Raw genomic sequence first — 16,897 nt, forward strand, 5'->3', positions numbered from 1 at the left:
ATTTGATGGACTATTGTCAATTAGGAGATCTGCTTTCCCTTACAGCTGGAGTAAATCCGACTAGGTTTGAGAAGCAAAATCAGGAGACTCTTCAGTTTTATGATCATGCTTCATTTGAGTCGGACTTGTATCAAAAGTCGTTTGTTCTAGGAAATGATGAATTTAATGAAACCTCCCTTTCTCTTGTTGCAGGGGATGTGGTTATCAGTAGTCCATCGCGATTAGCAGCGATTGTCGGAGCAGATAATGAAGGAAAATTACTAACTTTAAATTTTATCAAAGTGAACATAAAGGGAAGGTTAGATAAATTTTACTTTCTCTATCTTTTTAATCAATCTCGGGATGTTCAACGTCAAAAGGAACGTGAGCTACAAGGAACAGGTACATCTATGAGAATACCTGTTAAGTCATTGGAGAGGATCCGTATTCCCCTACCTCCAATAGAGGAGCAAAAAAAAATAGGTCAAGCCTATCAACAGCTGTTACTATTGCAAACACAGCTTAGAAAATATAGTCAATTATTGGAAGCGACTGTTCAAACTAGCCTCGAACAAATATTAAGGAGCCAATCACATGAGTGAAAATAAAAATAAATCAGAATTAGCTTTTGAAAAAGAAGTCATTACTTATCTAACAAATATTGGGGGAGTGAAGCAGTGGGAGTATCTGGAAAATGTGAAAAATACGGAGACTCTTTGGGCTAATTTCAAAAATATTCTAGAGCAGAACAATCGTGGGAAACTAAGTGGTTCCTTAACTCGAACAGAGTTCGCACAAGTAAAAAAACAAATCTCAGAACTAAAAACTCCCTATCAAGCAGGGCAATTTCTTTATGGTGTTAATGGCTATTCTGAAATTGAGGTGGATCTAGATAGTGGAGAGCATGTTTTTTTAACAGTATTTGATCAAGATCAGGTTGGTGGAGGAAATACTGTTTATCAAGTGGTGAATCAGATTAGTCGTCCTAAGGTAGTCGACGGTAAACAGGATCGCCGTTTTGATATTACTCTCCTTATCAATGGTCTTCCGATTATTCAAATTGAGTTGAAGAAGGCGTTACATCGAACAGAAAAATCTTTCAACCAGATGAAACAATATATAGCAGAAAAGCAATATAGTGATATTTTTTCGACTCTTCAAATTTTAGTAGCCATGACTCCTTATGAAACACGCTACATGGCTAATAGTACTCTGGAAAGTTTCAATCAGGATTTTGCATTTAACTGGCAGAATGAAGAAGATGCTAAGCCGGTACGTCGTTGGCAGGAATTTGCAGACAAAGTGCTGTCTATCCCGATGGCACATAATCTAGCAACCCAATACATGATCCTTGATGGAACTAAGAATAAAGAGAGTATTAAAGTCATGCGTCCCTATCAAGTGTACGCTACGAAGCGCGTGATTGATAAAGTACGTAAACATGATTTTAGTTATTCGGATGGTAAACTAGGCTACATTTGGCATACGACAGGTAGTGGGAAGACCATTACAAGCTTTAAGACAGCTTGGTTGGCTAGTCGCTTACCGAATGTTAGTAAAGTTATCTTTTTGGTTGACCGTATCGCACTGACAGAACAAACGGTTGCAGCTTACCAAGCCTATGATCCAGTTGCTGGTTTTGAAAGCAAAGATGGTATCATTACTGATACTGCCAATATTTCAGCTTTACATCGGAAACTGACGGTCAAAAGTGATAAAAATATCATTGTGACTAGTATTCAAAAAATGTCTCGTTACGTTTCAAGAGATGATTTTAAGCCTATTAAAGATAATATTCTTTTTATTGTGGATGAAGCACACAGGTCTACTGGAGATGGCAGTGACAATGATAATATGCTTGAGAAAATCCGTCAAGCACTACCTCATGCAGCTTGGGTAGGATATACGGGGACGCCTAAGTTCCCAATTACAAAAGAAATTTTTGGAGAACTTCTTCATGCATACACGATTAAAGAAGCGATTGCTGATCGAAATGTTTTGGGGTTTAATGTTGAGTTTAAAGAAACAATTGCAACGCCCGAAAATCCGACAGCAGATGATATTGATGATAATGTAAAAGCCAGTGTCTATGACACCAGTGAGGAACATGTAAATCTGGTGGTGAAGGATATCTTTGACAACTGGAACGAACGTTCAAATAAAGGTAAGTATAATGCGATGTTCACGGTTCATGTAGGTGGGAACAAGGCTTCAATACCTCGGGCCATGGAATACTTTGACAAGTTTGAAGAAATCAATCGGACCAAACCAGCAGAACAACGTTTGAAAGTAGCGATTAGTTTTTCAGCCGATACTTCAAATGGCGATCAACAGCTTCAGACTAACGAAAATTTGCATCGTGCAATTAGGCACTATAATAGTCTCTTCAATACGGAATTTGATATGAAGACCGTGAAAGATTACACCGAAAATCTTCGAACACGACTAAATAAAACATCAGACGATGGACAATATCTAGATCTCGTTATCGTTGTGGATCAGCTATTGACAGGTTTTGATGCCCCAGGACTGAATACTCTCTATGTGGATCGTACTTTCAAAGGTGCGAGTCTTATTCAGGCCTATTCACGGACAAATCGTGTTCATAATATGGTTGAAAAGCCTTTTGGGAAAATCGTCAATTATCGCTGGCCAGAGCAAAATGAATTTGAGATGAATAAGGCTTTCTATCTGTATTCTAATCGCCATTCTGCAGACGAACAAACAGAGTTGAATCTTGATGAAATGAAAGGAAAAAACCAAGAGTCCGGCATTACTTCCAAACCTTTCAGTACAGTACAAGAGGAACTCAAATCTATAGTCGAAGATCTCCGTGTTCTGACAGATAGCTTTATTCAATTGCCACCGAGTGAAAAAGCACAAGACGATCTCTTTGAAAAGATTCAAACTTATAATAGATTACTGAGTCAGCTTAAGCAATACACTGAGGATAATGAAGGAAATCCTGTATCTGCTTATGATGATCCAGAAAACTTTTACAAAGGGATTGGACTTTCCGAAGATGAAGAAGTCATGTTGACGACAGTCCTAGCTGGTGAACTCCGAGAGAGACGGGCTAAAAAAGAAAATATTGATATTTCACAAGTTATGCTAGAGATGGTTCATATCCATGATGTAACAATCAATTATGACTACCTCATTGAACTCATCGCACAGATGGCAGATGAAATTCATACTGGAGAAGTGGCTAAGGCTGAAAAAACTAAGGAAGATATCTCAATCGAGTTAGCCAAATCTGACAATATCAAGGAGAAAGAACGTGTTACTCGTTTTGTAAATCAGATTTACAATGGAACTTACGTATTTGAACGTTATCCTGCTCCTCGAGATATCGACAGTATGACCAGAGCGATGGAACAGGCTCAGTCAGCAAGTTGCCTTCAACAGTTGACTGCCTTCATCCGCACGTGGGGTCTGGATAATAGTGTTAAGCCTAAGGAACTAGAAGACTTGATTCAGAAACATCGTATCGGTCAAGAAGACCTGGATAAACAAGGAGAAGTCACAAAAATCATGAACGATGCTAGAAGTGACTATACAGTACTTGCAGCAGAAGAAATCGCTAGTTTACCTTGGGTCAAGTATCGTAATGCTCTACGTAAGGCTCTTTATGCATTGGCAGATCAATTGAAAAAGTTAGAGGGGTAGGTTATGAGAGATATTAAAGAGCAACTGATTGGGAAATCAATAGAAGCTTTTATCTTGGGGTTAGAGATTTACAATAAGCCGACCATTCGTTATAGGATTGAGGGTTTTAGTTTTTTTATATGTAATGCTTGGGAACTAATGTTGAAGGCAGAAATGATGAATCGACAGGAGTCTATTTATTTTAAGGATAGTCCTGATCGAACATTGAGCCTTGAAGCGGTTGTTAAAAAAATCTACTCTGATGTAAATACGCGTGTTCGCTTGAATTTGGAACGGATTATCGAACTGAGAAATATCAGTACGCATTTCATCACTGAAGACTATGAGCTGAAGTATGCTCCACTTTTTCAAGCTTGTGTCTTAAATTTTGTAAATGAAATGCAAAGATTTCATCAAGTTATTATCACAGATTCAATTGCGCAAAACTTCTTAACCATATCAGCTACATATGAACCTCTTACGAATGAAGAAATCCGGTTGAAATATCCACCTGAAATCGCTGAAAAATTTATCCAGCAGGCAAATGAAATCGATGTGCTGACAGAGGAATATAGCTCTGACAAGTTTGCAATTGAGATCAAACAGAATCTTTATATTACTAAGAAGAAGGAAGAAGCTGATTTTGTTGTATCCCTTAAAAATAATGCCCCAAGTGAAGTTGCCATTGTGAAAGAGCTAAAAGATCCTTCTGTTAGTCACAAATATTCATATAATAGTGTCATCTCGGCTGTTCGTGATCGTTTGAGTAAGAGAAATCTTAAACTAGGGTATAAGAATGGATTTAATCAGTATGTATTGAGTCTTATTATCGATTTTTATCATATCAAACAGAATGAGAAATATGCCTACTGTCATAAAATAGGGAATACAGAACAATATACATATTCGCAACAATTTGTAGATTTCATTGTATCAGAGATTCAAAAAGACCCTCAACGTTTTGTTGAGAGCCTTAGAAGAAAGTAAAAAAAGATAACCCCAGGCACATAGGAAATGCTCAGTACTATAGTACCTACCCCATTCTGGGACCCAGCGTTTATCCTTCACAAGTTATCTTTAATTACATTATACAAGTTTTTCTAGATATTGTAAAGGACTAGGAGTTGTAGAGGGATGAAACCTTCTATGAAAACAAATGTAAGAAAATTTCAAAATAGTAAGACATGGAAAATAGCTCAAAGGAGGGCTTTATGAGCAAGCAAGAAGAAAGAAGACCAAGTATCAGATTTAAGGGTTACACTGAACCTTGGGAACAGCGGAAGTTGGGGGAAATTTCTACCTCTTTCTCTGGTGGCACACCAGTAGCAGGAAATAAAAGATATTATGGTGGGGAGATTCCTTTTATTCGATCGGCTGAGATCAATTCAGATTCAACAGAACTATTTTTAACTAATGAAGGCTTGGAAAATTCTTCTGCAAAGTTAGTCAAAAAGGGAGATATTCTTTATGCTTTATATGGAGCCACAAGTGGAGAAGTAGATATTTCTAAAATTAATGGTGCCATAAACCAAGCAATTCTATGCATAGTTCCTAAAATAAATTATAATTCTGGATTTATAACGCAGTGGTTGAAATATCAAAAAAAGAATATAACAGATAAATATCTTCAAGGGGGGCAGGGAAATCTTTCTGGTACTCTTGTAAAGGAGTTGGATATTTCTCTCCCCACTCTCCCCGAACAAAAGGCCATCGGTTCCTTTTTCCAAGAATTGGATCAGCTCATTACCCTTCAACAGCGTGAGCTAGAGTTGATGAAAGAAGGAAAAAAGACTCTGCTTTCAAAAATGTTTCCAAAGGATGGAGAAAATTTCCCGGAAATCCGTTTTCCTGGCTTTACTAACGCTTGGGAACAGCGGAAGTTGGGGGATGTGGGAGATTTTTCCATTAAAACCAACTCTCTTTCGCGAGAAAAATTAAGTTTTAACTCTGGAAGTATAAAAAATGTACATTATGGAGATATCTTAGTCAAATTTGATAGTATATTGTGTTTTGATAATATTCATATTCCATTTATTATAGACGATAATAAGATAACATCGAAAATGTTTTTAAAAAATGGAGATATTATTTTTGCAGATGCTGCCGAAGACCACTCTGTTGGAAAATGCATTGAATTGAGTAATGTTTTGGGTGATATAGTTTCAGGTTTACATACAATTGTATATAGATCTCAGATTGACTTTGCACAATACTTCTTAGGGTATTATTTGAACTCGAATTCCTATCGCAAACAGATTTTTCCACTGGTTCAGGGGGCTAAGGTTTCATCCATCAGTAAGAATAATTTGTCGGTAACTAATATTTCCTTTCCCACCCTCCCCGAACAAAGGGCCATCGGTTCCTTCTTCCAAGAGCTGGACCAGCTCATTACCCTTCAACAGCGTGAACTGGAAATATTGAAAACCATGAAATCAACATTACTGAAAGCGATGTTTGCATAATAGAAAGGATACAAAATTCGTATGAGTACAGCAAATGACATTACAACAAAACTTTGGGCAATGGCCAATAAACTACGTGGGACGATGGACGCTAGTGAGTATAAAAATTACATCCTTCCTTTTATGTTCTATCGTTATCTATCTGAAAACCAAGATGTCTATTTGGCTCAAAATGGTCTGGAAGAGTTTTACGATGTGATAGACGAAGAAGAACAAGAAGACTACTTAGAAGATATTAGTAGTAATCTTGGTTATGCGATTAAGCCAGAGTATACCTGGGAGCGTTTAGTAGCTAAAATCGAAAACCATCGGATCAAGGCGAGCGATTTCCAAGATATGTTTGACTCTTTTGAGACACAGGCTAAGCGTAATCCCATGGCCGAGCAAGATTTTGCAAATGTCTTTTCAGATATCAATCTTGGGGATACCCGATTGGGTTCGAGCACTAACGAGCGCGCCAAGGCACTTAACGATATTGTTCTCATGATTCATGAGTTTAGCTTCAAGGATGAGTCTGGGCGCGATATTCTGGGAGATGTGTATGAGTATCTTATCGGTCAATTTGCAGCTAATGCTGGGAAAAAAGGCGGTGAGTTTTATACGCCACATGAGGTCAGTCAAATCTTGGCAAAACTTGTCACAGTGGATGCGAAGGAAAATGATGATCAGTTTCGAGTGTATGATCCTACGATGGGTTCAGGTTCCTTACTCTTAACAGTACAAAAAGAGTTGCCAAAAGGGGAGCGTGAAGGTAGTGTTGACTTTTACGGTCAAGAACTCAATACTACTACCTATAACCTTGCGCGTATGAACCTAATGATGCATGGTGTTAACTATCGCAATATGAATCTCAAACGGGGAGATACACTAGATACGGATTGGCCTTTTGCTGAAAAAGATGGTATTCAACTTCCGCTTAAGTTTGACGCTGTTGTAGCCAATCCACCATATTCGCAAAAGTGGGAGATTAAGAGTATTGATCGTTCCAAAGATTCACGTTTTAAGTTTGGTGTTGCTCCTGCTTCTAAGGCGGATTACGCTTTTATCCTGCATGGTCTTTACCATTTGGAAAGTAATGGAACGATGGCAATTGTGCTTCCGCATGGTGTTCTCTTTAGGGGAGCAGCTGAAGGGAAGATTCGCCAAAAGATTATTGATGAGAATCTTCTCCACGCTGTTATTGGTCTGCCTGCCAATCTCTTCTATGGAACTAGTATTCCGACTTGTGTGCTTGTTTTTAAAGGTCGTAAAGCACGTGGTGAATGCTCGGATGTTTTGTTTATCGATGCGTCCAGTGATTTTGAAAAAGGAAAAAACCAAAACAAGCTGACAGCAGATAACATAACTAAAATCATTGAGACTTATCATGAACGTGAACATGTCGATAAGTATGCTCATGTGGCTAGTCTTGAGGAAATCAAGGAGAACGACTATAATCTCAATATTCCCCGTTATGTAGATACTTTTGAAGAGGAAGAAGTAGTTCCTTTGTCAGAAGTTGCACAAGAATTAACCCAAGTCCGAGCTGAAATAGAAGCAACCTCAGCTAGTCTCTTTAAACTTTTAGGAGAACTGGAAGGAACAACTGAGGAAGCAAAAAACGAACTAACAAAGTTTGTAGAGCTCCTCAAGGATAAAAAATGCTGAACTGCTTCCTATTGAAGCAGTTTTTTGCTGGAACCAAGGACAGATGAACGCTTGGGAACAGCGGAAGTTGGGGGAGGTGGGAGAAACTTTTACAGGATTATCAGGTAAAACCAAAGAAGATTTCGGTCATGGCGAGGCAAAATTTATAACATATGTTAATGTATTTAATAATGCGATAGCTGATCTAAATGGTTTTGATAGTATTGAGATAGATACTAAACAATCTGTTGTTAATTATGGAGACGTTTTATTTACTACTTCGTCAGAAACTCCTAAAGAGGTAGGAATGAGTTCAATATGGTTAGGAGAAGAAGAAAACATATATTTGAATAGTTTCTGTTTTGGCTATCGTCCAGAGAAAAACGTATTTGACCTATATTATTTAGCATTCATGTTGCGTTCTTCAGAAATTAGAAAAAAATTTATGTTGCTTGCTCAAGGGATTTCTAGATTTAATATCTCTAAAACAAAGGTAATGGAAATTTCTATTCCTATCCCCACCCTCCCTGAACAAGCCGCCATTGGTTCCTTCTTCCAAGAGCTGGACCAGTTCATTACCCTTCAACAGCGTGAGCTAGAGTTAATGAGGTTATAGCGCCCCTTAGACAAAACACAGAAATTGGATAAGAAATAAAGAACCGATTTCTTATACGATCGGTTCTTTATACCTTAATGATAGTGTCCAGATAAGTATTTGTTATCTGGACACCCTCCGCCTATGTTGCGCATGATTGCTTTGACTGCTATCTACTTTAATAGTGATATTCTGCACGCCTCTTTCTTCTAAACATTGACGCACCACTTCTTTGGTTTCCATCATCTGCTCCCAGTCCTTGACACAAATGTGGACAACAGCATTGTTCTCTAGACCGTCCATGGACCAAATACTAAGTTGGTTAACACTTTTGACATTGGGTAGAGCCTCTAAATCCTTCTCCAAATCACTTGTCTCGACCCCTTCTGGCACAGCATCTAAGAAAATCTTAAGCGTTGACCAAAAGCGAGGAATGGCTTTCCAGAGGATAAAACTAGAAATTAAAAGAGACAAGAGTGGATCAAGAAAGTACCAATCTGTCACATACAAAACACCAGCAACCAGAATGACCGCTAGCCATCCTAGAATATCTTCTAGAAAATGCAAGGTCAGGATAGCTTCGTTCTTGGTCTGACCCTTACGAACGATTAGACTAGCCAAGAGATTAATAAGAATCGCAAGAATCCCCAACCACAGCATCCCTTGGTAGTTGACAGGCTGAGGGGATAGGAGACGAGGGATATTCTCCAAGAGCACCATGACAGATCCTGTCAAAAGGATTAAGGCAGTTAGCATGGCGCCTAGCAGACTGAAGCGTTTGTAACCAAGAGTGTAACGTTTGTCTTCCTGACGATTGGAAATAGTTTCCAAGCAAGCTGATAAGCCTATGGCAAGAGCATCGCCCAAATCATGAACCGCATCCGCTAATACAGCACTTGAATTGAAGATGCCTCCAAAAATAAATTCGACAACAGAAAATGATAGATTCAAGAAAAAGGCTAGCCAGATAGATGTTTTAGAACTCATTTCTCTCCCTCCTTTGGTATAATAGGTATATATACTTCTTTCATTTGTATTATCTAATAAAATCCAAAGAAAGGATAGAAGCAAACTGTCAGCCTTGTTCAGTTCTGAACAGTTTGTATCAAGTGTCTATATGCCAAAAAGAGATCGTCGGGTTAGTAAGACGAAAAAAGCCATTTATCAAGCTTTTCTACAACTTTTGAACGACAAAGGCTATGATGCCACTACTGTTCAGGATATCATTGACCTAGCAGATGTTGGACGTTCTACTTTTTACTGTCACTACGAGAGTAAGGAACTCCTTTTAGATGAGCTCTGTCGCTACCTCTTTCATCATCTCTTTGAAAGAGAAGGACACTTTACTACCGAGGACTACCTCGCACATATCTTTTTACATTTTCAGAAAAACCAGGACCATGTCACCAGTCTCCTTTTTTCCAAAAACGACTACTTCCTTCGCCAACTACACAAGGAACTCGAACACCACGTTTATCCCATGGTGGCGGATGACTTGCAAGAGGCCTATCCAAACATTCCGGCTTCCTACCTCAAACATTTTGTAGTAACCAACTTTATCGAAACACTGACCTGGTGGCTAAAAAAAGGAAAATCTTATACCGAAGACCAAGTGGTGAGATTTTACCTTGATGTAATAGAGATGACCTCTACAACTCCACTTGATAACTAAGCCTGAAACTCAGAAAGGAACAAACTATGTTAACTTCGATGATTCTAGGAATACTAACAATTGTACTAGCTCTCGCCTTCTCATTGCTTCACCTTGCTGCTACTTTTTCAGCCATGAAACAAAAGAACTACAGTCTGGGAAACACGTGCATCTTGGTCGGCAGTTGCCTCACATCTCTGGCTCTAGCCATCTTTTACTTCGTTCCAGTTGCAACCATTCTTCTATGGATTGTGGGTTCGAGTATCGTCTGCTATGGTGCCTACTGGAACGGGCGACAGCAAGAAAATCAACATATATCGCACCACATTATAAGGGGCACACTAGCGGCTTTGATTGCTCTCTTGTTTATCTTACTCTAACATTAAAAATCCCATCTCGAATTATAGACGAGATGGGATTTTGTCTGCTAAAGAAGGGAGCTAGTGACTACCACTGGCTTTCCTCTCCATTTATTTCTTCAACAAACCTTGTTCTTGTAAAAACTCCTTGGCTACTTGTTCTGCTGACTTGCCTTCAACACCGACTTGGTAGTTGAGATGGCTCATCTGGCTTTCAGTAATTTTACCAGCCAATTTATTGAGAACTGTCTCCAACTCAGGATGTTTCTTGAGAAGATCTTCTTTCATGAGTGGTGCCCCTTGATAAGGCGGGAAAAGTTGTTTGTCATCTTCCAAGACCTGCAAATCATAGCGCGCCAACTCTGCATCCGTCGAATAGGCATCCGTAATTTGAATATCGCCCGACTGAATCGCCTGATAGCGAAGGGCTGGCTCCATGGTTGCTACATTAAGCTTGAGACCATACATTGATTGCAAGCCCTTATTTCCATCCTCTCGGTCATTAAACTCGAGAGTAAAACCTGCCTTCAACTGTCCTTCCACTTTTTTCAAGTCCGAAATGGTCTTCAAGCCATATTCTTGAGCAATCCTTTTCGGAACAGCTACAGCGTAGGTATTTTGATAAGACATAGGTTTGAGATAGGCTAGATGATCTTGTTTGGCAATGCCATCACGCGCCACTTGATAAACCTGATCTGGCTCATGCCCCACTTTAGGTGCTGGTTGAAGCAAACTTTCAGTCACCGTACCCGTAAATTCAGGATAGATATCAATATCCCCTTTTTTCAGAGCTTCATAGAGGAAGCTTGTTTTCCCAAAATTCGGTTTCACAGTCGCAGTCATACTGGTATTTTCTTCAATCAGTAACTTATACATATTAGCCAAAATTTCGGGTTCTGGTCCCAATTTCCCAGCAATCACCAAGTTTTCTTTCTCTTTTTGAACTAGGAGGGCTGGACTATAAGACAGACCGAGCAATATGGTCACCAAGGCAAAACCAGAGAAAATCGTCCGCAATTTTGCTTTTTCCATCACTTTTAGTAGGAAGTTAAAGGCAATAGCAAGCACTGCAGAAGAAAGTGCCCCAATCAAAATCAGACTGGTATTATTACGGTCAATTCCCAAAAGGATAAAGGAACCCAGTCCGCCTGCTCCAATCAAGGCTGCCAAGGTTGCCGTACCGATAATCAAGACCGCTGCCGTCCGAATCCCAGACATCATAACAGGCATGGCAAGTGGAATTTCAAACTTCTTGAGACGCTCCCATCTAGTCATCCCAAAGGCAATCCCAGCCTCTTGCAGACTTGGATCAATTCCCTTTAGCCCCGTGATGGTATTTTGCAAAATCGGGAAAATCGCATAAATCACTAGTGCTGTCAAAGCAGGCAAGGTTCCAATTCCCATCAAGGGGATAAAGAGTCCCAACAAGGCCAGAGACGGGATAGTCTGGAAAATCCCTGCAATCTGCAAGACCCAGTCTGCCAACTTCTCATGATAGCGAAGATAAACAGCCAAGGGAATAGCAATAAAAATAGCCAGCAACAAGGTCAAAAGTGACAACTGCAAATGTTGAGATAGGGCTGTTACCCAGTCACCAAAACGATCCTGAAAAGTTGATATCAAATTAGTCATGAACACTACCTCCAAACAAGTCTGCTACAAATTCTGTGGCAGGAGCTTTTAAAATGGTCTCAGGGTTCGCCACCTGACGAATCTCTCCATCCTGCAAAACAGCAATACGGTCCGCCAATTTCAAAGCTTCATCTGTATCATGGGTCACAAAAATCGTTGTCATCCCAAACTCTTTATGCAATTCTTTCGTCAAAACCTGCAACTGTTTTCTCGAAATAGCATCCAAGGCTGAAAAAGGTTCATCCATGAGGAGAATCTTAGGCTGACCAATCATGGCACGAACAATGCCGACCCGTTGCTGTTCTCCACCAGATAGTTCACTAGGTAAGCGATGCCCATACTCAGCTACTGGTAAACCAACCTTAGCTAAAAGCTCTTCTGTTTTCTTCGCAATCTCTTCCTTACTCCACCCCTTCATTTCAGGAATCAGGGAGATATTTTCTGCCACTGTTAGATTGGGAAACAGAGCAATGGCCTGTAAAACATAACCAGTAGAAAGACGAAGTTCACGCTCATCATAGTCTTTGATGCGCTTGCCATCCATATAAATATTTCCATCAGTCGGTTCTAAGAGACGGTTGACCATTTTGACCATGGTTGTCTTACCTGACCCAGAAGGTCCAACTAAAACCATGAACTCCCCATTCTCAATCCGTAAATTGACATCTCTCAAAACATCTTTTTCTGTGTAGCGTAGCGCTACATTCTTGTATTCAATCATTCTTAGTCCTCAATTTAAAATTTTCCTCGGTTAGTCAAGTCTTCTACCTCAGGCATGACTTCCTTATTGTCCCAATGCTCAACAATCAAGCCGTTCTCCAAACGGAAGATGTCATACTGGGCATAGGCAACGCCATCAATCTGAGTCTGGCCATAGCTGACCACATAGTTTCCTTGTCCCAAAAGCTGGAAAACAAAGTCGAAAGTAACCTCATGTTCAGCCACATAGTTTTTATAAGCATCACTTCCCTGTTTAATCTCATGATTGTGCTGAATCAAATCTTCTGCCACATAATCACTCCACTGCTCTAGTTCGCCATTTTGGAAAATTTCTGTCAAGAAACGGCGAACTGTTTTTTTATTTTCTGCTGTCTTATCCAGATCATTGATCTCAAAATCTCCAAAAATCTGGTCTAATTGGCCGTTTTCAGGTGTTCGATAGTAGTCAATAACATCCCAATGTTCTACGATACGACCATTCTCATCCGAACGGAAAGTGTCCGTCGTCACCCATTGAGCTTCCCCACCATTGAGATATTGATGAACATGGACGAAGACCAGATTGCCATCCTCAATAGTGCGAACAATTTTCATCTCACGCTCGGGATGGCGCTCAAAGAAATTTGCAAAGAAAGTCGCAAACCCGTCTTTCCCATCTGGCACTCCTGTCGAGTGTTGAATGTAGGTATCTCCTACAGACTGGGCCTGAGCCTCAGCAACTCGTCCATCTTGAATAGCATGAATGTATAGGTTGTGAGCATTTTTCACTTGTTTTGACATATTTTATTCCTCATTTGCTTTCTCTTTCAGATTGTCCAAAATACGTTCCTGATAACTTTCAAACTGACGAATTTCTTCCTCTGAAAAGCCTTTATAAAAAATAGCATCCAACTTTTGACTGATGCGATGACCAACTTCTTTCTGAGACCAACCCTGCTCTGTCAACTTGACATATTTCTTTCTCTTATCTATTCCACATGGGCTAATGATGACCAGGTTTTGCTCCTCAAGATTCTTTATCATGGTTGTGAGCGTATTGTTAGCAAGACCAGTCGCCAGTGCAATATCTGTGGCTGTAGCGCAACCTGTCTCACTATTCCATAACACCGTGAGAATCTTTCCCTGTTCACTCCGATAAAGAGCATCAGGATCCTGACTCAGTAACTTTTGAAAAATCCGCCCATTCAACAAACGAATATGATGGGCTACTAAATGACTATCTTTCATGACTTCTCCAATTTATTTCTATATCGAATTGTTTTCAGTGTAACATCTCTCGTTCCATCTGTCAACTATTTCGATTTAGAAATAATTTCCACCAACAAAAAAGACCTCCTACCTAGAGTAAAAGATCTTCACTATTTATTAACTTAATCTGTCATTTCGGACACCAAAGTTCGATGTTCCAGTGGTAGACTGCACATAACCAACAAGAAGATGAATCCTGACTGAACCCAGAAGAGAGCCAAGTCAAAAATTCCATGTACAGCGACTACTGTAAGGAAGGAGAGATAAAGACCGATAATTGGTCGTTTGCCAGACTCCTGACTCATATCCATCATCATGTGAACCGGGATCACCGAAGAAATGGATAGGAGAATGGTTCCAATCAAACCATAACTTAAAATAGTATCGATGTAAAGACTATGCGCGTGTTCGTGATAAGGTGCATGGATTCTCGGGAAAGAATTCATATAGGTCAGTGGACCCTCACCCCAGATCGGATTTTGCTTGAACAAAGTCATACCCGCATTCCAGATTGAAACTCGCTCCTCCATTGAAGAATCTAGCGTTCCCATACGGACACCCAAATCGCTTGAGAAGAGGAAACAAAGTCCAATCCCAAAAACTCCAATACTGAGCCAGAAGGCGCGCCAGTTTTTAATAGTTGTAAAGAGATAAATGATTGCACCAGCGATGATGGCAGGAAAGGCTGTTCGATTCTGCGTAAAATTCAAACCAAAAAGATTCACAAAACCTGCTAGGACACAAAAGACTTTCAACCATCTTAACTTCGTCGTTGTAAAGAGGTAAAAGGCAATCATGATACAGAAGCAACAGATAATCCCATAGTAGTTCGGATTAAAGAAAGTTACCTCTGCACGGTTTTGGTGCCATACTTGCATATTAGGCGAAAGAAAGGCGTAGTTAAATTTCTTTACAATTTGGAAATGCTCCAAAGTAGCAAAAACAGCAGAGAGCACACTACCAAACAAGATTGTCTGCAGTATCAGTCGAAAGAAAGCATGTGTCAGACGTTTCTGGTAAAAACTAAAGAAAATGAGGAAGAGAAACATCAGTAAAGATGCAACCAATCCAAGCCAGTTCTTGGCGACGATAGAGATGATACTACTGTAGGCAATAAAAAAGAGAAGTACAGGATGTTTGGCCAATCCTTTGATAATTCCCTTCATCTCCCCAGTAACAAGTAAACCTATCAAATATAAAGCAAAGAGGGCTAAGAACAAATAAAAAGGTAAAAAGATACTTATGATCATCAAATACAAAAAGAAATCTTTTTTCGAAAGCCCTCTTATCTTATCCAGTAATCCAATTGATTTCAAAACGGATCCTTTCTGTTCTGGATTTCTCCAGAAGATAAATGCTAAACTATCTTTTAATTTTACCATTTTTTCCGTCATTTGGGAACAATGAACACGTTTTCGCCACAAAAAAACTCTTTCATTAATATAGCACTAGAACTGAATGTTTCTGCCGTTTTCCACTACTTGATAGGTCTGACTCTGCAAATCAATTTCTGCTACTGCTGTTACGGACTTATCTTTATTTTGACGTTTGATTACAATGCTGTGAGCTGTTGGTGTTTCAATGTCAATAGTCCCTTCTAGGTCAAAGGCCTCTGACCGATTACGGAAAGAAAATAGATTGAGAAGAGACTTCACCACAGGACGTTGAACTTCTTCTGCTATTTCCTCGTTGCTATAGTAATGACGATTAATATTTCGACCTTCTTTGGTTTCTTCTAATAATTTCAAGTCATTTTTTCCTGCTAATAGACCCACATAGTAAACCTGAGGAATGCCTGGAGCAAAAGCTTGAATCAGACGAGCGAGGAAATACTTGACATCATCATCTCCAAGAGCAGAATAGTAGGTTGAATTGATTTGGTAGATGTCTAGATTGTTATACTCTGCACTAGAGTACTTACGTTTGACATTCGCTCCAACCTTATAGAGCTCATTTGAAGCATAGTCAATTTCCTCATCGGTCAGGATATCCTTGACATCCACCACTCCAATCCCATCATGGGTATCTAGTGTCGTAAATTGCTTCATCGGGCTCATCTTTAACCACTTGGCCAAGCGCTCTGTTCTGGAACTGTAAAGAGTATAAAGGGTTACCATTGGAAGGGCAAAATCGTAAACATAGTAATCATGATCCGCTATTTTAAATTGAATCGAATAATGTTCATGAATCTCAGGTAATAGCTCTGCACCGTACTCAGCTGCTATATCTCGGACTTTATCCAACAAATCCCAAATATCTGGTTCCACAAAGAAATCATTAGTATCCAATTTCTTCACTGCATAAGCAAAGGCATCTAGACGAATCAAATCACACCCGTTACTTGCCAAGTGCTGAATGGTCTTACGGATAAATGCCATCGTTACTTCTTTGGTTACATCAAGATCAATCTGCTCCTCACCAAAAGTATTCCATAAATGTTCTACTGAACCATCTGCAAAAACGATCTCCTGTTTTGGTGCACGATCCTTACGCTTATAAATTAAATCTACATCAGCTTGTGTCGGACGATTTTCCGGCCAAAACTTGTCCCAGTTTAAAAAGAGATCTTTAAATTCACTGGCTTCATGTTTTTCTTGATAATCCTTATAATACTTAGATTGACGAGAAATATGGTTAATCATAAAATCAAACATAAGATAATATTTCTCACCTAAACGCTTAACATCCTCCCAATCACCAAACGCTGGATCCACTTCATCATAGTCAACAGGCGCAAATCCACGATCACCTGTTGATGGGAAAAATGGTAGAAGGTGAACTCCCCCAATAGCATCTCCAAAATGCTCTTCCAGATTCGCATATAAGTCTTTAAGGTTATTTCCAAGACTATCTGAGTAAGTAATCAACATAGTTTTATTTTGAATGGTCATAGATGTTCTCCTTTTTCTGATGAAAGCCAAGTCTCATATGACCTGGCTTCGTAAATAAAAGATATTTTTAGATTTTTGTTCACATC

General features: G+C 39.5%; 15 protein-coding genes. 8 read left to right on the forward strand and 7 right to left on the reverse strand.

Annotation, left to right across the window (positions count from 1 at the left end):
• Window positions 1-5 precede the first annotated feature (5 nt).
• The 6 genes from D8802_RS07295 (at window position 6) to D8802_RS07320 (ending at window position 8,331) form a co-directional block, all read left to right on the forward strand.
• On the forward strand, window positions 6-581 hold the full coding sequence (locus tag D8802_RS07295) for a restriction endonuclease subunit S (protein ID WP_125395348.1): 576 nt from the start codon (window positions 6-8) through the stop codon (window positions 579-581).
• A complete protein-coding gene (locus D8802_RS07300) occupies window positions 574-3,648 on the forward strand; it encodes a type I restriction endonuclease subunit R (RefSeq protein ID WP_125395349.1) in 3,075 nt (1,024 codons plus the stop codon). The genes D8802_RS07295 and D8802_RS07300 overlap by 8 nt, the downstream gene beginning before the upstream one ends.
• Window positions 3,649-3,651: 3 nt before the next feature.
• Complete coding sequence (locus D8802_RS07305) at window positions 3,652-4,614, forward strand: DUF3644 domain-containing protein (protein WP_125395350.1); 963 nt, start codon at window positions 3,652-3,654, stop codon at window positions 4,612-4,614.
• Window positions 4,615-4,838: 224 nt separating this feature from the next.
• Window positions 4,839-6,089 carry a restriction endonuclease subunit S gene (locus D8802_RS07310; protein WP_125395351.1) on the forward strand — a complete coding sequence of 417 codons (1,251 nt, stop codon included), beginning with the start codon at window positions 4,839-4,841 and terminating at the stop codon, window positions 6,087-6,089.
• A 21-nt stretch (window positions 6,090-6,110) separates the two neighbouring features.
• Window positions 6,111-7,736, forward strand: coding sequence for a type I restriction-modification system subunit M (locus D8802_RS07315; RefSeq protein ID WP_125395352.1), 1,626 nt, complete (start codon window positions 6,111-6,113; stop codon window positions 7,734-7,736).
• A gap of 43 nt (window positions 7,737-7,779) precedes the next feature.
• Entirely contained in the window at window positions 7,780-8,331 is a 552-nt protein-coding gene (locus tag D8802_RS07320) for a restriction endonuclease subunit S (protein WP_125395353.1), read from the forward strand.
• Between the two features lie 102 nt (window positions 8,332-8,433).
• On the opposite strand, the gene D8802_RS07325 is transcribed toward D8802_RS07320, so the two are convergent.
• Window positions 8,434-9,297 carry a cation diffusion facilitator family transporter gene (locus D8802_RS07325; RefSeq protein WP_125395354.1) on the reverse strand — a complete coding sequence of 288 codons (864 nt, stop codon included), beginning with the start codon at window positions 9,295-9,297 and terminating at the stop codon, window positions 8,434-8,436.
• Between the two features lie 130 nt (window positions 9,298-9,427).
• On the opposite strand from D8802_RS07325, the gene D8802_RS07330 reads away from it, so the two are divergent.
• Together D8802_RS07330 and D8802_RS07335 are read left to right on the forward strand one after the other, a co-directional pair.
• On the forward strand, window positions 9,428-9,982 hold the full coding sequence (locus tag D8802_RS07330; protein ID WP_125395355.1) for a TetR/AcrR family transcriptional regulator: 555 nt from the start codon (window positions 9,428-9,430) through the stop codon (window positions 9,980-9,982).
• A 26-nt stretch (window positions 9,983-10,008) separates the two neighbouring features.
• Window positions 10,009-10,341 carry a glucuronide permease gene (locus tag D8802_RS07335; protein ID WP_125395356.1) on the forward strand — a complete coding sequence of 111 codons (333 nt, stop codon included), beginning with the start codon at window positions 10,009-10,011 and terminating at the stop codon, window positions 10,339-10,341.
• A 90-nt stretch (window positions 10,342-10,431) separates the two neighbouring features.
• Here the strand turns inward: D8802_RS07335 and D8802_RS07340 are convergent, their stop codons facing one another.
• From D8802_RS07340 to gtfA, 6 genes are all read right to left on the reverse strand, one after another.
• Complete coding sequence (locus D8802_RS07340; protein WP_125395357.1) at window positions 10,432-11,952, reverse strand: ABC transporter permease/substrate-binding protein; 1,521 nt, start codon at window positions 11,950-11,952, stop codon at window positions 10,432-10,434.
• Window positions 11,945-12,673 carry an ATP-binding cassette domain-containing protein gene (locus D8802_RS07345; RefSeq protein ID WP_125395358.1) on the reverse strand — a complete coding sequence of 243 codons (729 nt, stop codon included), beginning with the start codon at window positions 12,671-12,673 and terminating at the stop codon, window positions 11,945-11,947. The genes D8802_RS07340 and D8802_RS07345 overlap by 8 nt, the downstream gene beginning before the upstream one ends.
• Before the next feature lie 14 nt (window positions 12,674-12,687).
• Window positions 12,688-13,452, reverse strand: a complete 765-nt coding sequence (locus D8802_RS07350) for a nuclear transport factor 2 family protein (RefSeq protein WP_125395359.1) — start codon at window positions 13,450-13,452, stop codon at window positions 12,688-12,690.
• A 3-nt stretch (window positions 13,453-13,455) separates the two neighbouring features.
• Window positions 13,456-13,899 (reverse strand): MarR family winged helix-turn-helix transcriptional regulator, encoded by a 444-nt coding sequence (locus D8802_RS07355; RefSeq protein WP_125395360.1) that lies wholly within the window; start codon window positions 13,897-13,899, stop codon window positions 13,456-13,458.
• A gap of 143 nt (window positions 13,900-14,042) precedes the next feature.
• Complete coding sequence (locus tag D8802_RS07360; RefSeq protein WP_025170970.1) at window positions 14,043-15,236, reverse strand: O-antigen ligase family protein; 1,194 nt, start codon at window positions 15,234-15,236, stop codon at window positions 14,043-14,045.
• 132 nt (window positions 15,237-15,368) lie between these two features.
• A complete protein-coding gene (gene gtfA / locus D8802_RS07365) occupies window positions 15,369-16,811 on the reverse strand; it encodes a sucrose phosphorylase (protein ID WP_125395361.1) in 1,443 nt (480 codons plus the stop codon).
• Window positions 16,812-16,897 lie beyond the last annotated feature (86 nt).

The organism is Streptococcus oralis (assembly GCF_003943395.1).
Lineage (GTDB): Bacteria > Bacillota > Bacilli > Lactobacillales > Streptococcaceae > Streptococcus > Streptococcus oralis_BF.